Here is a 20064-nt window from a genome sequence, read left to right as displayed (position 1 = left end):
GGGGGTACGGCAACACAGAATAGTCCCAAATCATGACCGTTGAACAGGACTCACTCTTCTGCCGTATGCCGCTCAGCCGTCATGCTTCAGCCCGGCTACGTGGGCCGTCACCATGTCGAACATCGCTCGGGCCGGACGCGAGAGCTGTCTGTTCTTTCGGGTGAGGACGAAGACCTCCCGCTTGAAGCTATTGTCTTCGATGGCGCGGATGGTGAGGGTGGGGCGCCGGAACTGGTAGAGCGTGAGCGTGGGGACGATGGTCAGGCCCACGCCGCTTTCGACCATGGCGCTGGCGGTGGCCAGATGTTCGACCTCCAGGACGGTATTGAGCGTATGGGGTCCGAAGGCGGCGTCCACGCGCTGGCGCACGCTGCTGTGGCTGACAAAGTTGACGATGGGGTACTGGGCGATCTGCTCCAGGGTCACGCGCTTGCGCTGGCGGGCCAGGGGATGGTCGGGCGGGCAGATGAGGTGCAGTTGATCCTGCCACAGGAGCTGGCGTTCGAGCTTGGCGGCATAGTGGTCGACAGTGGCGATGGCGAAGTCGATCTCGCCATTGCTGAGCAATTCCACGCATTCTTGCGACATGCCGTCGCGCAGGACGGTGGTCACGCCCGGGTATTGGGCGCGGAATTGCCGGAAGACGGGCGGCAGCCAACTGGCCGCCACCGAGGGCAGGGCGGCGACCTGTACTGTTCCGATGCGCCCCGCCGCGTAGTCCTGTAGATGTTGCAGCGCGGTGTCGGTTTCATACAGGGAACGCCGCGCAAAGGACTCGAACAGCTTGCCGAAGGCGGACAGTTCGATATTGCGGGTGTTGCGCACGAAGAGCTGCGCGCCCAGTTCTTCTTCCAACGACTTGATCAATGCGCTGAACGCCGGCTGCGACAGGCCGATTTCGGCCGCCGCGCGGGTGAAGTTCTGGTGATCGGCGGCGCTGACGAAGGCGCGGAGCTGGCGGGTGGAGAGGTTCATTCCAATTGATTTGGTTTTTGGATGAATGCTTTTGAAATTTCGATTTTACTTCTGAGTTTGCGGCTCCCACAATCCGTTCATTCCAACAACATGACGAGATAATGGTGACGCCGCTCTGGATAGGATGTGGGGCCGGTTTTTCGGGGGATCGCCTGGACGCGCCCCTGCCCGTGGTGCGCACCCTGGCCCGGCGTGAAGGACACCGGGTATTGATTCTGGAAACGTTGGCCGAGCGCACCCTTGCCCTGGCCCAATTGGCCCGCCGCGAGAACCCGCAAGCCGGTTACGAGCCCCTGCTCGAGCCTTTGCTGCGTCCGGTGCTGGAGCTGTGCCTGCGCGAGCGCATCGCCATCGTGAGCAATTTCGGCGCCGCCAATCCAGAGGGCGCCGCCCGGCATATCCTGGGCCTGGCGCGAGAACTGAAACTGCGCGCCCCGCGCGTGGCCGTGGTGCGCGGCGATGACCTGCTGGCGCGCGAGGACGCCGAGGCCGTGATCGGCCTGGCCGGCCTGGCGCGGCCCGCCTCGCTGGTGAGCGCCAATGTCTATCTGGGCGGAGAGGCCATCGCGGCCGCCCTGCTCGATGGCGCGGATATCGTGGTGACGGGCCGGGTAGCCGATCCCTCGCTGGTGAGCGGCCCGGCCCTGGCGCATTTCGGCTGGGCGGCCGATGACTGGGACCGCCTCGGTCCGGCCACGATGGCGGGCCATCTGCTGGAGTGCGGTTCGCAGGTGACGGGCGGCTATTTTGCCGACCCCGGTTTCAAGGACGTGCCGGGCCTATGGAATCTGGGGTTCCCGGTGGCGGAGATTCTGCCCGACGGGCATTGCATCGTCGGCAAGGCCGAGGATACCGGCGGCGTGGTCGATCGCCGCACGGTCACCGAGCAGTTGCTTTACGAAGTGCACGACCCCTCGGCCTATCTGACGCCGGACGTTTCAGCCGATATCAGCGCGGCCACGGTCACCGAACTGGGGGGCGACCGCGTGGCCTTGAACGGGGTGCGCGGCCATCGCCGTCCCGATACGCTCAAAGTGAGCGCCTTCTATGAGGGCGGCTGGCTGGGCGAGGCCGAGATTTCCTATGGCGGCCCGCGCGCCGAGGCGCGGGCCAGATTGGCCGCCGACGTGATCCGCCATCGCCTGGGCGAGGGCCTGCGCGTCGATCTCATCGGCGTGCAGAGCTTGCTGGCCGACGACGACGGCCGTCTGATGCGCGGCCTGCCCGACAGCGGCGCGCGCGACGTGCGCCTGAGGGTGGCCGGCAAGTTCGCCGAGCGCGCGGCGGCCGACACCCTGGCGCGCGAGGTCAATGCGCTTTATTGCTGCGGGCCCGCCGGCGGCGGCGGGGTGCGCAGCGCCGTGCGGCGGCGTCTGGAGACGCGCTCGGCCTATATCGACCGCGCGCTGGTGAACGCGAGCCATGAGGTGCTGGCATGACGGCCGCCAAGCGGGTGCATTTATTCGAGATCGCGCATGGCCGCACGGGCGACAAGGGCAATCGCTCCAATGTCAGTGTCATTGCCTATGACCCGCGCCATTACGACAGCATCGTTGCCCAGGTGACCGTCGCGGCCGTGCGCCGCGTGTTCGCCCATCGGCAGCCCGGCGAAATCCGCCGCTATCTGCTGCCGCAACTGGCGGCGATGAATTTCGTCATCGATGACGTGCTGGATGGAGGCGTCAACGACGCCCTCAATCTGGATTCGCACGGCAAGTCGCTGGCGGGGTATTTGCTGGACCTGGAGATCGATCTTCCCGACGACCCGCGACCCCCGGGTTGAATCCACAGCCATTACAACAGCCGCCAAGTACGGCACACCAACCACCGGAGGAGACACATGAAGACATTGAAGCATTGGCTATTGGCGGCGACGGCCGCCGTCGCCTGCTCGGCGCAAGCCCAGGACATCAAGATTTCCTACAACGGCGATATTTCGGGTTCGCCCTCGGCCGAATCGGGCCAGATCGGCGTACTGGGCATCACCGCCGCGGTGGACGACATCAACAAGCGCGGCGGCGTGCTCGGGCGCAAGCTGACGTTTCTGGTGCGCGACGACCTGGGCCAGCCGCCCAAGTCCATCCAGAACATGACCGACCTGATCGACCGCGAGCGGGTGGCGGTGGTTTTCGGGCCGACCAATTCGGGCAATGCGCTGGCCTGGAAGCATATCGCCAACCAGAAGAAGATGCCGGTGCTGGTTTCCAGCGCCTCGAGCACGGCCATCACCGAGCCGGCCGGCAACAATCCCAATTATCTCTTCCGCATTTCCATGGTGGACCGCGATCAGGCGGCCGCGCTGGTCGCCTATGCCGCCAAGAGTCCGCAGTCCAAGAAGATCGGCTTCTTTGTCGAGACCACGGGCTATGGCCAGGCGGGCCTGAAGGATATGGAACAGATCGCCGCCCTGCACGGCATCAAGCCGGCGGTGATCGAGAAGTTCGACGCGCGCGACACGGACATGACGTCGCAGTTGGGCAAGGCCAAGGCGGCCGGCGTCGACACGCTGGTGGTCTGGGCCCAGGCCGCGCCTCTGGGCCATCTGGTGCGCAGCATGGAGAAGATCGACTACATGCCGCGCGTGCTGACGACCTGGGCGGCCTCGTTCAGCGGTTTTCCACAGGTGGCGGGCAACAAGCTGATGGAGTGGCCGGTGTTTCTGACCACCTCCAGCGAGGCGAAGTCGCCGGCGGCCAAGTCGCTGCTTGAGCGCATCGGCCCCAAGCTGGCCAATCCGTCGATGTTCTGGGCGGCGACCCAGGCCTACGACACGGTGCTGGTGTGGGCCGCCGCCGCCGAGCAGGCCAAGAGCCTGGATGGCGAGGCCGTGCGCCGCGCGCTGGAAAACCTGCAACAGCCGGTCGACGGCCTGGTCAAGCAATACACGCAGCCGTTCTCGGCCGCGAATCATGAAGGCCTGCAGGCGCAGGACTACCATTGGTCGCGCTGGCAAGGCGGCGTCGTGGTGGACTTCAAGGATCCGGTGCTCGATGCCATGACGCCGGCCGACTTCAAGAAGTAAAGGCAAGAGTATGTCGACAACCATACTTCAGGCCTTGATCGGCGGGCTGACGATGGGCGGCATCTATGCCTTGATCGCCCTGGGTTTCAGCCTGACCTACACGACCACGCGGACGCTGAACTTCGCGCAGGGCGATTTCGTCTCGGTGGGGGCTTTCGTGGGCCTGGGCACAGTAGGGTTGGTGGGAAGCGCGCTGGCCATAGATCCGGCGACTTCGCCCTGGGCCTATGTGCTGGCCGCGCTGGCCGCTACCGTGGTCATGGGCGTGATGGGGCTGCCGCTCTATCTGGCGGCCATCCGGCCTTTTGCCGGCAGGCCCGGCATGTCCTGGGTCATGAGCACCATCGGCTTCGGCATCATCATGCAAAGCGCCGCGCTGTCTCTCTGGGGACCGGGCGCGCGCATGGTGGCGGCTCCCCTGGGCGATGAGGTGATCCGCGTGGCGGGGGCCGGCTTCAGGTCGCAGGAGATCGTGGTGCTGGTGCTGGCCATGCTGCTTCTGGGGGCGGTGGACTTCGCCATGCATCGCACCTCGCTGGGCCGCAGCATGCGGGCCGTCGCCCTGAACCGCGATGCGGCCGCCCTCATGGGCATACGCGTCACGCGCGTGATGGCGCTGACTTTCGTGGTGAGTTCGGCCCTGGCCGGATTGAGCGGGGTGCTGATCGCGCCCATCGTCTCGGCTTCGCTGTTCATGGGCGTGGTGATCGCGCTCAAGGGCTTTTCGGCCGCCATCGTGGGCGGGCTCACGAATCTGCGCGGCTGCATGCTGGGCGGCATCCTGATCGGCCTGGCGGAATCCTTCACGGGCCTGTGGAGCGCGCAGTGGCGCGAAATCGTGGTGTTCGTGGTGGTGATTGCGGTGCTGGCGGCCTTTCCCAACGGCCTGTTCGGCAAGACACTGGTGGAGAAAGTATGAGCGCGGCCCAGACTCAGGCACAGCCGGCGCCGCGCCCACGCGGCAGCCTGCGGCCGGGCGCCGTCGTGGTGGCGGCCTTGCTCGCCGTCCTGGCGCTGGTGCTGAACAATGATTTCTACCTGCGCATCATGTTCATGTGCGGGGTCTATTATCTGTGCGCGGCCGGCATGAATGTGCTCGCGGGCTATGCGGGCCAGAAGTCCCTGGGGCAGGCCGGCCTGTTCGCGGCCGGCGCCTATGCGGTGGCCTTGCTGACGACGCGATGGGAATGGCATCCGGCGCTGGCGCTGGCGGCGGCTCCCGTGGTGGCGGCCGGGGTCGGCCTGTTGATCGCCTTGCCCTCGCTGCGCGTGAAAGGCCCCAGCCTGGCCTTGGTGACGCTGGCCTTCGGCATCGTGGCCGAGAAACTGGTCACGGAATGGACCGACGTGTTCGGGGGCGCCCAGGGCATCTACGGGATCGCGCCGCTGGCCATCGCCCAGACGCCGTTCTCCTTGCAGCAATGGGTGTGGCTGGTGATAGGGTTGAGCCTGGCGGTGCACCTGGCGCTGGCGCGCGCCTTCCGCGGCCGCTTCGGGCGGGCGCTGCTGTCCTTGCAGTTCGACGAGATCGCCGCCGCTTGTTCGGGCATCGCGGTCTATCGCTACAAGACGCTGGCCTTCATGGTGGCGGCGGCCCTGTGCGGCCTGGGCGGGGCGCTGGTGGCGCAGCAGAATCAGTATTTCAATTCCGACTTCATCACCTTTCACCTTTCGGTCTTCATTCTCCTGCTGGTCCTGCTTGGCGGCGCGGGAACGATTTACGGCCCCCTGGCGGGCGCCGTCGTGCTGACGCTGGCCGAAGTGTTTCTGGCGCAGTGGCCGTTTGCCCAGCATTTCGTCTATGGCGGGATGCTGCTGTTCGCGCTCTATCTCATGCCGCGCGGCATCGTCGGCCTGTTCGACCGCTGGCGGCCCGCGCCGCCCGAGCTGCCGGCCGCGCCGAACGGTGCCGAGCTGCCGGTGCGCCCGGTCGCCAAGGGGGTTCCCTTGCTGCAACTGTCGGGCATCTGCAAGAACTTCGGCGGCGTGGTGACGGCCCAGGATGTCAATCTGGTGCTGGAGCCGCAGCGCATTCACGCGCTGATCGGCCCCAACGGGGCGGGCAAGAGCACGCTGATCAACATTCTGACCGGCGTCATCCCGCCGACCGCGGGCACGCTGACCCTGCAAGGCCGCGACATGACGCGGGCCGGCGCTCACAGGCTGGCGGCCGCCGGCGTGGCGCGGACCTTCCAGAACCTGCGCCTGTTTGGCGCCATGTCGGTGCTGGACAACGTGCTGGTGGGCGCCCATTCGCGCTTGGGCCAGGGCGTGCCGGAAGCGCAGGCGCGGCAGGAAGTCATGGCGGTGCTGGCGTTTACCGGCCTGCTTGCGCACGCCCAGGCCCGGGCGGGCAGCCTGCCTTATGGAGTGCAGCGTCGCGTGGAACTGGCGCGCGCGCTGGCCAGCCGCCCGGCCTTGCTTCTGCTCGACGAACCGGCCGCGGGCCTGAATCCGCAGGAAACCCGCGAACTGGGCCAACTGGTGCGCCGCATCGGCGCGCTCGGCGTCGCGGTGCTGATGGTCGAGCACGATATGAGCCTGGTGATGAATATCTCGGATCACATCGTCGTGCTGGATAGAGGCCTGGTGATCGCGGAGGGAAATCCCAAGGAGATCCAGAGCAACCCGCGTGTGATCGAGGCTTATCTGGGCAGCGACGCGGGATTGGAGGAGTGATGCTCGATATCGACGACATGGAAATCTCGTATGGCCCGGTGCGCGCGGTGCGCGGTGTGTCGATGCGGATCGCGCAGGGCGAGATCGTCGCCTTGCTGGGAGCCAACGGTGCGGGCAAGAGCAGTCTTCTGCGCGGCGTCATGGGCCTGGTGCCGGCCAGCGGGCAGTTGCGTTTCGAGGGCCGCGACCTGCGCGGGCTGCCCACGCCCCAGCGCGTGATGGCCGGCCTGGCCATGGCGCCCGAGGGTCGCCAGGTATTCACCGACCAGACCGTATACGAGAACCTGCTGCTGGGCGGCTACCTCATCCGCCGGGACCGGGAGCGCGTGGCGCGCCAGATCGAGGGCTATTTCGAGATGTTCCCCAGGCTCAGGGAGCGCCGCGAGCAGGTCGCGGGCACCTTGAGCGGGGGCGAGCAGCAGATGCTGGCCATCGCCCGCGCCCTGATGTCCAACCCCCGGCTGCTGATCCTGGATGAACCCTCGCTGGGCCTGGCGCCGCTGGTGACCGTGGATATTTTCCGGGGGCTCAAGCGCCTGCGCGCCGAAGGCATGACGATTCTGCTGATCGAGCAGATGGCCAACCAGGCCCTGGCGATCGCGGACCGGGCCTATGTGCTCGAGGGCGGGTCGGTGATGCTGGAGGGGCCGGCGGCCGAACTGCGACGCGATCCGCGCATACGCGAAGCCTATCTGGGCGGCGAGTTCGCCGCCTGACGCCTCTTATTCATTGAACAAGGATTTGCCATGACACTCCCGCAATACGGTTGCTTCATCGACGGCATCTGGGGCCCCGCGCGTTCGGGCGGCGCGATCGAGGTACTGGACCCCGCCACCGGCCAGCCCATCGCCGCGATTGCGCGCGGCCAGGCAGAGGAAGTGGATGCCGCTGTGCAGAGCGCGCGGCGCGCCCTGCGCGGCTGGGCCGAATGCCCGCCGGTGCAGCGCGCGCGCGTACTGGCCGAGATCGCGCGCCGCATCACGCTGGAGCAGGAGCATCTGGCCCGTCTTGAAAGCCAGGACACCGGCAAGCCGCTCAAGCAGGCGCAGGCCGATGCCGTGGCCGCCGCGCGCTTCTTCGAGTATTACGCCGGGGTGGCCGACAAGGTGCTGGGCAGTTCCATCCCGCTGGGCGCGGAATACTTCGATTTCACGGTGCGCGAGCCCATCGGCGTGACCGCGCAGATCGTGCCCTGGAACTACCCCTTGCAGATCGCCTCGCGCGGCCTGGCGCCGGCGTTGGCCACGGGCAATACCGTGGTGATGAAGCCGGCCGAGCTGGCCTGCCTGAGCGTGCTTGAGCTTGCCCGCATCTGCCACGAGGCGGGCTTGCCGGCGGGGGTGCTGAACGTCGTGACCGGGCTGGGCCAGGAGTCGGGCGCGGCGCTGGCCGCGCATCCGGGCGTGGGCCTGGTGGTATTCACCGGTTCGGTGGCTACCGGCAAGGGGGTGATGAAGGCGGCCGCCGAGAACATCGTGCCCGTGCTGCTGGAGCTGGGGGGCAAGTCGCCCAATATTGTGCTGGCCGACGCGGACCTGGACGCGGCCGCGCCCCTGTTGCTCAAGGCGGCCTTTCCGCATGCCGGGCAGACCTGCTCGGCGGGCACGCGCATCCTGGTGCAGCGCGGCGCGCACAAGGCGCTGCGCGAGCGCCTGGCCGCGCTGGCCGCCCAACTGCGGGTGGGGCCCGGCTTGAACGATCCGGATATCGGCGCGCTGGTCAGCCGCGACCAGCAGCGCAAGGTGCTGGAATATATCGACATCGGCCGTGACGAGGGGGCCGAGGTCATCGTGGGCGGGCAGCCGCTGGCGGGCGCGGATCTGGATGCTGGCAATTTCGTGATGCCCACCTTGCTCGACGGCGCCCATCCCCGGATGCGGGTGCACCAGGAGGAAATCTTCGGGCCGGTGCTGACCCTGGTGCCTTTTGACACGATCGACGAGGCCGCGGACATCGCCAATGGCACGGAGTATGGCCTGGTCGCCGGTATCTGGGGGCGCGACGTGGGCCAGACGCACAGGCTGGCGCAGCGCGTGCAGGCCGGGCAGGTCTTCATCAACTGCTATGGCGCCGGAGGCGGGGTGGAACTGCCGTTTGGCGGCTACCGCAAATCCGGCTTCGGCCGCGAAAAAGGCCTGGACGCTTTGTTGTCCTACACCCAGGTCAAGAATATCTGCATCCGCATCTAGGTCATCGCCATGAACGCTGTTTCGAGTTTTGCCTGCCCGACCCGCCTGGTGTTCGGCGTGGACGCCCACCAGCAACTGCCGGCCATCGTCGCCGCCGGCGGCGCGCAGCGTGTGTTTATGGTGGTGGATCCGGCCCTGGTCGAGAGCGAGATCGCGCGCGCGATCATGGCCAGGCTGGGCGAGCGCCAGCTACCGCTGGCCGTGTTTGCCGAGGTCGAGCCCGACCCCAGCGACACCACGGTGCATGCGGCCTACGAACGCTGCCGCGCCCATGGCGGCGAGGCCATCATCGCCATCGGTGGAGGCAGTACCATCGACGTCGCCAAATCCGTGGCCATCCTGATGACCAATGGAGGCCGGATCGCCGATTACGAGGGCATCGAGAAATTCAGCGTACGCCCTATGCCGCTGTATGCCGTGCCGACCACGGCGGGCACCGGTTCGGAGGTGTCCGGCGCCTGCGTGGTCACCGACACCGAGCGCAACGTCAAGATGGCCATCCGCCATGCCGCCTTCAGCCCGGCCCAGGTCGCCGTGCTGGACCCCCTGGCGGTCAGCTCCATGCCGGCCCATGTGGCCGCGCATGCCGGCATCGATGCCTTCGTGCATGCCTTCGAGTCATATCTGTCCAAACTGGCCAATCCCTTTTCGGACGCGGTCAACCTGCACGCCATGACGCTGATCGCCGGCAGCATCCGGCAGTTCGTGGCCAATCGCCGCAATACCCGCGCGGCGATGGACATGCTGTGCGGTTCTTCGATGGCGGCGATGTCCTTCGGGGTGACGGGCCTGGGCAACGTGCATTGCATGGCGCTGCCGCTGGGCGCGGTGTTCCATGTCCCGCACGGGCTGGCCAATGCCCTGTGCCTGCCCACGGTGGCGGAATTCAACCTGATCGCCAACCCGGCGCGCTATGCGGACGTCGCCGGCATCCTCGGCGTGGACCGCCGCGGCCTGTCGCAGCTTGATGCGGCGCGCCGCGCCGTCGAGGCGATACGTGAACTCTGCGCCGATCTGGGCATCCCGGCCCGCCTGCGCGATGCCGGCGTCACGGAAGATTCGCTCGATGAACTGGCGCGGCGCAGCTATGCGGCGGACTACAACCGCTGGAATCCGCGCCACACCACCGAGGCGGATTTCCGCGCCCTGTTCCGCCGGGCCTACTGAGGACGCCTGTCGGATCCCCGGCGCGCGGCCGGCGGACGGGGCTCACTCGTCCGCCGTATACAGCTCTCCGGCCAGCACGCTGCGCCAGTTCTGCCAGGTGATGCGGGGACGGTCCGCGACCTCCCGGTTGTAGGGCGCGTCGAACAGGATGTGCTTCCAGCGGGGCTTCATCGCGCCGTCGATCGCGGGTTTGTCGTCGATCAGCAGGTCGCCGTGCACCAGCGTCTTGTCCTTGGTCAGGATCAGCCGGTTGGTGGCCTCGCGCCCCAGGTGTCTTTCCACCCACAGGTATTTTTCCGCCACGCAGTTCTCGAACTGGGTGAGCGGCGACGAGCAGATGCGCACGTCCATGCCCAGCGCCAGCAATTCCTTCACCGCATCCAGGGAGCCGGGCACGGGCGGCAGGTCGCGGATGAAACCGGGCGCGGTGTAGATGGCTTCGGCCATGCCGCGCAGTTCGGGGGCGTAGTCCTGGCGGATGTAGAAGGATTTGCGGTCCTCGAATTCCACGGGCGGGATGCCGGGATGGCGCGCGCGCCAGGCGTCGATGAAGGCGTGTTCGAAGTCGGCGAGCACGCCGTCTTGGTCCAGCAGGATGATCATGGCGATCCGGCGGTGGTTGCGACCGTCCGATTGTGCCAGAGCGGGACGTTAGCCAGATTGCGGCCGGGACTGCGCCACGATGCGGTAGCGGCTGCCGCCCGTGAGCGACTCGGACGCGACCAGCACCATGCGGTCATAGGGCCACAGCAGGGGCGCCGGCGCGTCGGGGGGCGGTTCGGGACGCTCGATGTTGCGCAGCAGGGTGACGTGGGGGCGGAAGGGATGGGGCGGCGCGCCCAGGCCGAACCCGGCCAGCCATTGCCATAACCCGTCATGCGCGGCCTGCAGGCCGGCGGGCGTGTCGCCGGGGCCGGCCCACAGAATGCGCTGGCGGCTGAATACGCCGTAGCGGTCCAGTTCGATTGCGCCGGGATCCAGGCGTTTTTCGGGGGTGGCGGCGGCCAGTTCGTCCGCCAGCGCCGCGTCCACCGGCCCCAGGAAAGCCAGGGTCAGGTGCAGGGTTTCCATGCGCATGGCGCGGCCGCCGCAGTTCGGCCGGGCCTGTTCCGCCCAGGCCGCGAGCGATCCGGCCAGCGCGGGCGAAGGCCACAAAGCGTAGAAAAGGCGGACGGTCGACATGCCATGATTGTAGGGGCGCGACCGCGCGGTTCAACTGCCCGCGGTTTCCGGCCTGCGCCGGCGGACGACGCCCGTGTCGAAACGCTCCACGCCGGGGCGGGCGGGGCGGTCGAAGCGTTCCACGCCCGGCCGGGAAAAACGTTCGACGCGCGGCGGGCTTTCCGTCTTGGCCTGCACGCTCTGGGCGGCGGCCTGTTCGCGCCTGGCGATGATTTCCTCGGCGCGCTGGTGGTGCGGCGCCATCTTGCGGACCATCACCCGGCCGTCCCGCGGGAAGTAATTGATGCGGCGCGCATGCACGTCGCCCAGGTCCTGCGCCTTGACCGGGATGCCTTCCGTTTTCAGGTACGTGAGCACGAACTGGCCGTTGCGCTCGCCGATGTTCATCTGCTGCATGGCGGAAAGCACCGCGCCGCCGCCGAACACCTTGGCTTCCAGGCGGTCGCGCACGGCGCCGGCCTTCAGCAGTTCGTTGATCAGCACTTCCATGGCGAACGCGCCGTAGCGCATGGTGGCCGAGGCGGGCGATTGCATGTCGCCTTCCGGCAACATGAAATGGTTCATTCCGCCCACGCCCTTCACGGGGTCATGGATACAGGCGGCGACGCACGACCCGAGCACGGTCGAAATCATCAGGTCTTCGTCGGTGACGTAGTACTCGTTGGGCAGTACTTTCACCGCCTGACACTGGAACGCGCTATCGAAATAGTGGCGCGTCGCGCGGGCTTCAAGACGGGCGGCCATGGGACGGAATAAGAGGGAAGGACGGCGAGTGGAGCACGAAAGGAACGGTTCGGTAAAACGGCGATTGTGTCAAAAAGTGTAAGAAAATGTCGCTTTATTCTTGCATATCCAAGCGTCGAGTGGGGGAATTCGTGTGTAACCGTCGATCCGATCCAGGATTGCTCTGGTGCGTCCCCAATTTGTATGGGCCGGCGGAGCGCCCGTTTGCCCGCGCCGGGACGCCTCCCGGCATCCTACACAGGCGGACGGGAACCGTTCCCCGGATCACGGGGAGGAAGCGGGGCTATACGGGGCCTTTGGGCGGCCGCTAGAAGCGCGTGCTGCGGGTGACCGACCAGCGGGCGGACAGCGCGCCCAGGGCGGCCGCGGCGGCCACCGCGCCGATCAGCACCGCCGGACCGGGCAGGTGCAGGGCGAATTCCGCCCCGTAGCTGCGGGCCAGCCCGATCAGGGCGTCGTTCAGCGGGGCCAGGGCGATCGCCGCCACGCCGATGGACAGCAGCGCCGCCACGGCGCCCGAGAGCGCGCCCAGGTACAGGAAGGGGCGGCGCACGAAGGATTCGGTCGCGCCGACAAGCCGCGCCACGCCGATTTCCTCGCGTTGCGAGAGCGCCTGCATGCGCACGGTGTTGAAGACGGTCGCCAGCACCACCACCGCGACGCAGGCGGCCAGGAACCCCAGGCCGATGCGGGCGAAGCGCAGGATCGCCTCCAGCCGCTGCACCCAGGCGCTGTCCAACTGCACCAGGTCGACGTGGTTCCATTGCTTCCAGGCCGCCGCGAGCTTGTCCGCTCGCCCGGCCAGGTCTTCGCCGTCGGCCAGCGTGACCACCACCGCGTCCGGCAGCGGATTGCCCGGCAGCACGGCCAGAGCCTGCTGCCAGGCCGGGTTCGCGCGAAGGGCCGCCAGGGCGTCCTCGCGGCCCACCACGCGCACGGCGCGGACGTCCTGCCCGTACTCGCCCTGGATGCGCCTGGCCACGTCGCCGGCGGCGCCGGCCGGGGCGTCCACGCGCATGAATACGGTGACTTCCGGGGTGACGGACATTTCGCGCGCCACGGGCTGCACCGAAACCAGGATGGCGCTGCCCAGGAGCGGCAGGGCCAGGGCCAGCGCCATGACCAGCAGGTTGGCCAGCGAGGAGAAGGGTTGCTTGACCAGCCGGCGCAGGGTGACCATCAACGCGTAGCGGTGCTGCCGCAGCCAGGCGTTCATGCCGTTTCTCCCGGTTGGCCATGCCCGGGCGCGGCGCGCCCGGCGCCCGCCTCGGGCGGCTGGGCGCCGCCGTGGGAGTCGGCGAACTTGCCCGGTTCGATGCGCAGGGTGCGGGTGGCGTAGCCCGCCATGAGTTCCTGGTCGTGCGAGGCGATCAGGGTGGTGACGCCGACGCGGTTGAAGTCGCGGAAAACATTCATGATGCGTTGCGCGTTGTCGTGGTCGAGGTTGGCTGTGGGCTCGTCCGCGATCAGGATCGCCGGACGGTTCACGATGGCCCGGGCAATCGCCAGGCGCTGCTGCTCGCCGCCGGACAGCTCGATCGGATTCAGGTCTTCCTTGCCCGACAGCCCCACCTTGTCCAGCGCCGCGCGGGCGCGGGCGGCGGCCGAATTCCAGGCGTGCCCGGTGACGGCCAGGGGCAGCATCACGTTTTCGAACGCGCTGCGGTCGAACAGCAGGTGGGTGTCCTGGAGGATGACGCCCACGGCGCGCCGCAGGTAGGGCCGGGCGCGCGCGGGCAGCTTGTCCAGCCGCTGGCCGTTGACCTGGATGGACCCCCGGCTGGCGGGTTCCAGCCCGCCGATCAGCTTGAGCAGGGTGGACTTGCCGGCGCCGGATGGCCCCGACACGAAAACGAACTCTCCCGCGCTCACGCGGAAGTTGATGTCGGCCAGGATATTGCGGCCGCGACCATATGATTTGAATACGTGCTGGAATTCGATCATGGCGGCTGTCAGATGAAGCCGCAATAGTAACTCGGGGACAGTAAGGTGGCCTAAGGCGACAGAGGGATGGGGCCCGGGAAGTTCCCCGGCCGCCCCGGTGCGACGTCCCTCTTTTCGCAGGAAAACAGCGTTTCATTTCATCCAGTGTCCCTATATTTCAAGGGAATTCCCGGATGCGCCGCGTGCGGCCCGGACGCTACCATCCGCCCCATGCGTAGGCCCAACCCGGCCTCGCGCGAATTCGCCTTATCCCACACGGAGAACACGATGAAAGTACTGAAACTCGCTGCTGTCGGCGCCGCCTTGTTCGCTGCATCCGCGGCAGCCAACGCGGGCGCGACCTTCGATAACGTTAAGAAAAAGGGGTTTGTCCAGTGCGGGGTTTCGACGGGCATTCCGGGATTCTCCATCGCTGACAGCAAGGGCGAATACAAGGGCATCGACGTGGACCTGTGCCGCGCCATCGCCTCGACCATGTTCGGCGATGCCACCAAGGTGAAGTTCACGCCCCTGAACACGCAGCAGCGCTTCACCGCGCTGCAATCCGGCGAAGTCGACGTCCTGACCCGCAATACCACCGTCACGCTCACGCGCGACACGACGCTGGGCCTGATCGGCGTGGGCGTGAACTACTACGACAGCCAGGGCGTCATGGTGTCCAAGGACCTGAACGTCAAGAGCGCCAAGGAGCTCAACGGCGCCACGATCTGCGTGCAGCCCGGCACCACGACCGAACTGAACCTGGCCGACTGGTTCCGCGGCCAGAAGATCGAATTCAAGCCGGTCGTGATCGACAAGTACGACGAAATCATCCGCGCCTTCTCGGCCGGCCGTTGCGATGCCTTCACGACCGACAAGTCGCAGTTGGCCTCGACCCGCACGACGCTCGAGAATCCGGACAAGTTCGTCATCCTGCCGGAAGACTTCTCCAAGGAGCCCCTGGGCCCCATGGTCCGCCAGGGCGACGAGCAATGGTTCAACATCGTCCGCTGGTCGCTCAACGCCATGCTGGAAGCCGAGGAATACGGCATCACCAAGGCCAACGTCGATGAAATGACCAAGAGCACCAATCCCAACATCCAGCGCATCCTGGGCGTGACCCCGGGCATGGGCAAGAACCTGGGCGTGGACGACAAGTGGGCCTACAACATCATCAAGAACGTGGGCAACTACGGTGAAAGCTTCGAAAACACGCTGGGCAAGAACAGCGCGATGAAGCTGGAGCGCGGTTTGAACGCCTCTTACAAGCAAGGGGGCTTGATGTACGGCTGGCCGGTGCGCTGACGCGCGGCTGCCTGGTAAAACGGAGCCTGGCGCTCCGTTTTGCCTAGGGCCTGTTGACACCCGACGGAGCGTCGCACAGGCCCTAGCCCGCCACGCGCGGGCGGCAGGAGTGGGCGGCAGGGCCTCGGTCCTCGCCGCCTGATGTCCGACTTCTGTAGATTCATATGACGACTCCCGATAAAAACGCCCCGCTTTCGGCACCTCCCAGGCGCCTGAACTGGAACGACCCCGGCGTACGCTCCGTGGTCTACCAGGTGCTTGCGCTGGCGGCGGTTGCCTGGGCCGTGTGGTTCCTGGTTTCAAATACCCTGCACAACCTGTCCGTGCGCAACATCGCCACGGGCTTCGGCTTCCTCAGCCGAGAGGCCGGGTTCGCGATCGGCGAAACGCCCATCGCCTATTCCCCCGCCAGCGATTACGGCCGCGCCATCCTGGTCGGCCTGCTCAACACGCTGCGCGTGGCCATCATCGGCATCGTGCTGGCGACGATACTCGGCACGCTGATCGGCATCGGCCGCCTGTCCAAGAACTGGCTGGTCGCGAAGGTCGCTTCGGTCTACGTCGAAGTGATGCGCAACATACCGCTGCTGTTGCAGCTTTTCTTCTGGTATGCGCTCATCACGGAAAACATGCCGGGCCCGCGCCAGGCGCACAATCCGCTGCCGGGCGTATTCATCTCCAACCGCGGCCTGAAAGTGCCGGCGCTGGAAGGGAATTCGCTGGACTGGATGCTGATCGGGCTGGGCGTGGCCATCGTCGCCATCATCTTCCTGGGCCACTGGGGCAAGAAGCGCCAGGAGGCCACCGGCCGGGTGTTCCCGCTGGGCCGCGCGGCCATCGGCCTGCTCATCGGCCTGCCCATCGTCGGCTGGCTGATCAGCGGCGCGTCGCTGACGCTGGACATGCCGGAACTCAAGGGCTTCAACTTCTCGGGCGGCTTGACGCTGTCGCCGGAATTCGCCGCGCTGCTGGCCGGCCTGGTGATCTACACGTCGGCGTTCATCGCCGAAGTGGTCCGCTCGGGCATCCAGGCGGTGAACAACGGCCAATGGGAGGCCGCGGGTTCGCTGGGGCTGCGCCGCAAGCAGGTGCTGCGCCTGGTGGTCCTGCCCCAGGCATTGCGCGTCATCATTCCCCCGATGACCAGCCAATACCTCAACCTGACCAAGAACAGCTCGCTCGCCGTGGCCATCGGCTATCCCGACATCGTTTCCGTGGTGAACACCACGCTGAACCAGACCGGGCAGGCCATCGAGGGCATCCTGATCATCATGGCCGCGTACCTCACGGTCAGCCTGTCGATCTCGATCTTCATGAACTGGTACAACAAGCGCATCGCGCTGGTGGAGCGTTGAGATGAGCAGCACTACGCATACCCCCACCGAGGCCATGCCGCCGCCCAGCTCGCACGTGGGCGCATGGGCCTGGCTCAAGTCCCGCCTGTTCTCGTCGCCGCTGAACATCCTGATCACGGTGCTGCTGGCGTGGTTCCTTCTCATGGCGGTGCCGGCGCTGGTGGAATGGGCCTTCATCAAGGCCGACTTCAACGCCGCCAACGCGCAGGAGTGCCGCGCGTCCGGCGGCGCCTGCTGGGCGTTCATCGTCGAGAAGCACCGGCTGATCCTGTTCGGCACCTATCCGTTCGACGAGCAGTGGCGCCCCTTGATCGCGACCATCATCCTGGTCGCGGTGATCGTGTGCAGCGGCATCCGCCGTTTCTGGAACTGGAAGCTCGCCATCATCTGGACCGTGGGCCTGACGGCCGTGGCGGTCCTGATGTGGGGCGGCGTGCTCGGCCTCACGTACGTGGAAAACGCGCGCTGGGGCGGCCTGCCGCTCACGCTCATCCTGTCCACGTTCGGCATCGCCTTCGCGTTCCCCATCGGCGTGCTGCTGGCCCTGGGCCGGCGTTCGAAGATGCCCGCCATCAAGGCGCTGTGCGTCGTGTACATCGAGCTGATCCGCGGCGTGCCGCTGATCAGCCTGCTGTTCATGTCGTCGGTGATGCTGCCGCTGTTCCTGCCGGAAGGCTTCTCCATCGACAAGCTGCTGCGCGCCCAGATCGCGATCATCATGTTCGCCGCGGCGTACATCGCCGAAACGGTGCGCGGCGGCTTGCAGGCGATCCCGAAGGGCCAGTACGAAGGCGCCGATTCCCTGGGCCTGAGCTACTGGCAGCAGATGCGCAAGATCATCCTGCCGCAGGCGCTGAAGATCGTCATTCCGCCGCTGGTCAGCATCTTCATCGCCTTGTTCAAGGACACGTCGCTGGTGGTGATCATCGGCATTTTCGACCTGACGCTGGCGGCCAAGGCGGCCTTGTCCGACGCGGCATGGCGCGGATTCGGGGTGGAGGCGTACCTGTTCATTTCGCTCATCTACTTCGTCTTCTGCTTCTCCATGTCCAAATACAGCCAGGCGCTGGAAAAACGCCTGGCCACGGGACACGCACGCTAGAACCTTGCAGCGCGCCCGCCCGAGGCGGGCGCGCACCGCGATACTTACGGGAGTACAGGCATGTCTGATGCCATCATTCGAATGCAGGACGTGAACAAGTGGTACGGCCAGTTCCACGTGCTGCGCAACATCAACCTGGAAGTGGCGCCGGGTGAACGCATCGTGGTGTGCGGGCCGTCCGGCTCGGGCAAGTCCACCATGATCCGCTGCATCAACCGCCTGGAAGAGCACCAGAAAGGCCACATCATCGTGGACGGCACGGAGCTCACCAATGATCTGAAGCACATCGAGACCATCCGCAAGGACGTCGGCATGGTGTTCCAGCACTTCAACCTGTTCCCCCACCTGACGGTGCTGGAGAACCTGACGCTGGGCCCCATGTGGGTGCTGAAGAAGCCGCGCGCGGAGGCCGAAGCCACCGCCATGAAATACCTGGAACGCGTGCGCATTCCCGAGCAGGCCACGAAGTTTCCCGGCCAGTTGTCGGGCGGCCAGCAGCAGCGCGTGGCGATCGCGCGGTCCCTGTGCATGAACCCCAAGATCATGCTGTTCGATGAGCCCACCTCCGCGCTGGACCCGGAAATGGTCAAGGAAGTGCTGGACGTGATGGTGAGCCTTGCCCAGGAAAGCGGTATGACCATGATCTGCGTGACCCACGAAATGGGCTTCGCGCGCAAGGTCGCCAACCGCGTGATCTTCATGGACCGCGGCGAAATCATCGAGCAGAACAGCCCGGACGAATTCTTCGACAATCCGCAGAACGACCGGACCAAGCTGTTCCTGAGCCAGATCCTGCACTGATTCCGGCCTCGAATTGCCCGGAACCCGCCGCAAGGGTTCCACGAAAGAATCCCCGCGCAGCGCTACGCCGCGTGGGGATTTTTTTCGGCCCTACAGCGCCGCGGCGCTGCCGAGGATGACGGTGCTCTGGCTGGACAGCGTGCCGCCATTGCCGTGCGCGAGCGCGGTGTGGCAGTCGGCGACTTGCCGCTCGCCGCATTCGCCCCGCAGTTGGCGGACGGCTTCGATGAGCGCGAAGATGCCGTACATGCCGGGGTGGCAATACGACAGGCCGCCGCCGCTGGTGTTGACGGGCAGTTCGCCGCCGGGCGCGATGCGGCCGTTTTCGACGTAGCGGCCGCCTTCGCCTTTGGGACAAAAGCCCAGGTCTTCGAGAAAGAGCAGCGGCGTGATCGTGAAGGCGTCGTAGAGCTGCAGGACGTCGATGTCCCGGGCCGCGAGACCGGCCATGCGATAGGCCTGGGCGCCGGACGCCACGGCAGCCGTGGCGGTAAGGTCCGGCATGGCGGAGATCGAATAGTGCCCGAGCGCCTCGCCCACGCCCAGCACGTAGACGGGCGGGCGGCGCAGGTGGCGGGCGCGCTCGGCGCTGGCGAGGACGAGGGCGCCGCCGCCGTCGGTGACCAGGCAGCAGTCGCGCAGGGTGAGCGGTTCGCTGATCATGGGCGAGGCGAGGACGTCTTCGATGGTGAGCGGCTTTTTCTCCCAGGCGGACGGATTGCGCAGCGCCCATTGCCGGGCGGCGACGGCGATCTCGGCGAGTTGCCGGCGGGTGGTCCCGTACTGGTGCATGTGGCGCGAGGCGGCCAGCGCGTACGAGCTGGCGGTGTACAGGGGCCGATAGGGGGCTTCGTGCGGGTTGGGGTCGGGCGCGGCGACGTTGGCTCGCCCCAGGCTGCGCTGGGTGCTGCCGTAAGCGATGACAGCCACCTGGCACAGGCCGGCCTCGATGGCGGCCTGGGCGCGCGCAACCATGGTCATGAACGACGCGCCGCCCATATTCGTGGCGTCGTGATGGCGCGGCTGGATGCCGAGGTATTCGGCCAGGGCCAGCGTGGGCATGCGGCTTTGCGAGGTGGTCGCGAACAGCCCGTCGACCTCGTCCAGGCGCAGGCCGCAGTCGTCCAGCGCGCGCGCCGCGGCCTGCGCCATGAGGTCGAGGGGGCCGAGGCCGGGCATGACTTTGCCCAGGTCGGATTCGGCGGCGCCGACGATGGCGACGCCGCCGCGTTGCAGCGTGGGGGTCATGCCGGCTCCTCGATATCGAAGACGGGATAGGGGGCGCCGCCGTCTGGCGGCGTATGAGCGCGCATGCGCACGCGCATGCCGATGGCGGGCAGGCCTTCGACCCGGCTCATGAGGCGAAAGCCCTCGTCCAGGTCGATCAGGACGACGTTGTAGGGGCCCCGGTCGCGCGGATGCACGACCGTCACGGCGTGCACGGTGCCCAGGCCCGCGCTCAGCCGCCATTCGAGCGCCGGGTTGCCGGAGCCCGGGCCGATTACGCGCGGCGGAAAGACCGCGCTTTCTGTGCGCGTATCGTACTGATAGGCAAGGTGCCCGGCCGACAGGTGGCGGTGGTAGATCGCCAGCGGGGATTCCTGTTGCGTCATGGGAGTG

Annotated in this window: 20 protein-coding genes; 12 read left to right on the top strand and 8 right to left on the bottom strand. The window is 66.9% G+C overall.

Going from position 1 to position 20064, the window contains the following annotated elements:
- Window positions 1-72: 72 nt before the first annotated feature.
- Window positions 73-975, bottom strand: coding sequence for a LysR family transcriptional regulator (locus WHX56_RS01730; protein ID WP_129241037.1), 903 nt, complete (start codon window positions 973-975; stop codon window positions 73-75).
- 101 nt (window positions 976-1076) lie between these two features.
- Here WHX56_RS01730 and WHX56_RS01725 point away from each other — a divergent pair, with 101 nt between their 5' ends.
- Genes WHX56_RS01725 through WHX56_RS01690 form a run of 8 tightly spaced genes read left to right on the top strand, consistent with a single transcriptional unit; the run spans window position 1077 to window position 10032 of the window.
- On the top strand, window positions 1077-2414 hold the full coding sequence (locus WHX56_RS01725; RefSeq protein ID WP_338880131.1) for an acyclic terpene utilization AtuA family protein: 1338 nt from the start codon (window positions 1077-1079) through the stop codon (window positions 2412-2414).
- The gene (locus WHX56_RS01720; RefSeq protein ID WP_338880130.1) at window positions 2411-2758 is read left to right on the top strand and encodes an AtuA-related protein; all 348 of its coding nucleotides are present in this window, start codon (window positions 2411-2413) and stop codon (window positions 2756-2758) included. The genes WHX56_RS01725 and WHX56_RS01720 overlap by 4 nt, the downstream gene beginning before the upstream one ends.
- Before the next feature lie 57 nt (window positions 2759-2815).
- Window positions 2816-3997 carry an ABC transporter substrate-binding protein gene (locus WHX56_RS01715; protein WP_129241034.1) on the top strand — a complete coding sequence of 394 codons (1182 nt, stop codon included), beginning with the start codon at window positions 2816-2818 and terminating at the stop codon, window positions 3995-3997.
- Between the two features lie 10 nt (window positions 3998-4007).
- The gene (locus tag WHX56_RS01710) at window positions 4008-4916 is read left to right on the top strand and encodes a branched-chain amino acid ABC transporter permease (RefSeq protein ID WP_287754248.1); all 909 of its coding nucleotides are present in this window, start codon (window positions 4008-4010) and stop codon (window positions 4914-4916) included.
- A complete protein-coding gene (locus tag WHX56_RS01705) occupies window positions 4913-6676 on the top strand; it encodes an ABC transporter permease subunit (protein WP_129241032.1) in 1764 nt (587 codons plus the stop codon). Before WHX56_RS01710 ends, WHX56_RS01705 begins: the two co-directional genes overlap by 4 nt.
- Window positions 6676-7392, top strand: a complete 717-nt coding sequence (locus WHX56_RS01700; RefSeq protein ID WP_129241031.1) for an ABC transporter ATP-binding protein — start codon at window positions 6676-6678, stop codon at window positions 7390-7392. Before WHX56_RS01705 ends, WHX56_RS01700 begins: the two co-directional genes overlap by 1 nt.
- Before the next feature lie 30 nt (window positions 7393-7422).
- Window positions 7423-8865 carry an aldehyde dehydrogenase family protein gene (locus WHX56_RS01695; RefSeq protein ID WP_338880129.1) on the top strand — a complete coding sequence of 481 codons (1443 nt, stop codon included), beginning with the start codon at window positions 7423-7425 and terminating at the stop codon, window positions 8863-8865.
- 9 nt (window positions 8866-8874) lie between these two features.
- A complete protein-coding gene (locus WHX56_RS01690; RefSeq protein ID WP_338880128.1) occupies window positions 8875-10032 on the top strand; it encodes an iron-containing alcohol dehydrogenase in 1158 nt (385 codons plus the stop codon).
- Window positions 10033-10074: 42 nt separating this feature from the next.
- Here WHX56_RS01690 and WHX56_RS01685 read toward each other — a convergent pair whose 3' ends face one another.
- The 5 genes from WHX56_RS01685 to WHX56_RS01665 form a co-directional block, all read right to left on the bottom strand.
- Complete coding sequence (locus WHX56_RS01685; RefSeq protein WP_338880127.1) at window positions 10075-10635, bottom strand: 5'-3'-deoxyribonucleotidase; 561 nt, start codon at window positions 10633-10635, stop codon at window positions 10075-10077.
- Window positions 10636-10683: 48 nt separating this feature from the next.
- Complete coding sequence (gene thpR, locus WHX56_RS01680) at window positions 10684-11214, bottom strand: RNA 2',3'-cyclic phosphodiesterase (protein WP_338880126.1); 531 nt, start codon at window positions 11212-11214, stop codon at window positions 10684-10686.
- 30 nt (window positions 11215-11244) lie between these two features.
- Window positions 11245-11958, bottom strand: coding sequence for a chemoreceptor glutamine deamidase CheD (gene cheD / locus WHX56_RS01675; protein WP_129241026.1), 714 nt, complete (start codon window positions 11956-11958; stop codon window positions 11245-11247).
- Window positions 11959-12265: 307 nt separating this feature from the next.
- Complete coding sequence (locus WHX56_RS01670) at window positions 12266-13174, bottom strand: cell division protein FtsX (RefSeq protein WP_338880125.1); 909 nt, start codon at window positions 13172-13174, stop codon at window positions 12266-12268.
- On the bottom strand, window positions 13171-13902 hold the full coding sequence (locus WHX56_RS01665; RefSeq protein WP_129241024.1) for a cell division ATP-binding protein FtsE: 732 nt from the start codon (window positions 13900-13902) through the stop codon (window positions 13171-13173). The genes WHX56_RS01670 and WHX56_RS01665 overlap by 4 nt, the downstream gene beginning before the upstream one ends.
- 267 nt (window positions 13903-14169) lie before the next feature.
- Here WHX56_RS01665 and WHX56_RS01660 point away from each other — a divergent pair, with 267 nt between their 5' ends.
- From WHX56_RS01660 to WHX56_RS01645, 4 genes are all read left to right on the top strand, one after another.
- The gene (locus tag WHX56_RS01660) at window positions 14170-15186 is read left to right on the top strand and encodes an amino acid ABC transporter substrate-binding protein (RefSeq protein WP_129241023.1); all 1017 of its coding nucleotides are present in this window, start codon (window positions 14170-14172) and stop codon (window positions 15184-15186) included.
- 164 nt (window positions 15187-15350) lie between these two features.
- On the top strand, window positions 15351-16541 hold the full coding sequence (locus tag WHX56_RS01655) for an amino acid ABC transporter permease (RefSeq protein WP_338880124.1): 1191 nt from the start codon (window positions 15351-15353) through the stop codon (window positions 16539-16541).
- A 1-nt stretch (window position 16542) separates the two neighbouring features.
- The gene (locus tag WHX56_RS01650) at window positions 16543-17643 is read left to right on the top strand and encodes an amino acid ABC transporter permease (protein ID WP_129241021.1); all 1101 of its coding nucleotides are present in this window, start codon (window positions 16543-16545) and stop codon (window positions 17641-17643) included.
- Between the two features lie 60 nt (window positions 17644-17703).
- Window positions 17704-18444 (top strand): amino acid ABC transporter ATP-binding protein, encoded by a 741-nt coding sequence (locus WHX56_RS01645; protein ID WP_129241020.1) that lies wholly within the window; start codon window positions 17704-17706, stop codon window positions 18442-18444.
- 90 nt (window positions 18445-18534) lie between these two features.
- Here WHX56_RS01645 and WHX56_RS01640 read toward each other — a convergent pair whose 3' ends face one another.
- Window positions 18535-19692, bottom strand: coding sequence for an acetyl-CoA acetyltransferase (locus tag WHX56_RS01640; RefSeq protein WP_338880123.1), 1158 nt, complete (start codon window positions 19690-19692; stop codon window positions 18535-18537).
- Window positions 19689-20057 carry a Zn-ribbon domain-containing OB-fold protein gene (locus tag WHX56_RS01635; protein ID WP_338880122.1) on the bottom strand — a complete coding sequence of 123 codons (369 nt, stop codon included), beginning with the start codon at window positions 20055-20057 and terminating at the stop codon, window positions 19689-19691. Before WHX56_RS01635 ends, WHX56_RS01640 begins: the two co-directional genes overlap by 4 nt.
- Window positions 20058-20064: the final 7 nt, after the last annotated feature.

The sequence above is a fragment of the Achromobacter veterisilvae genome (genome assembly GCF_037619525.1).
Lineage (GTDB): Bacteria > Pseudomonadota > Gammaproteobacteria > Burkholderiales > Burkholderiaceae_B > Achromobacter > Achromobacter veterisilvae.
Note: the sequence above shows the minus strand (reverse complement) of the source record. Positions and strands in the feature narration are given on the sequence as shown.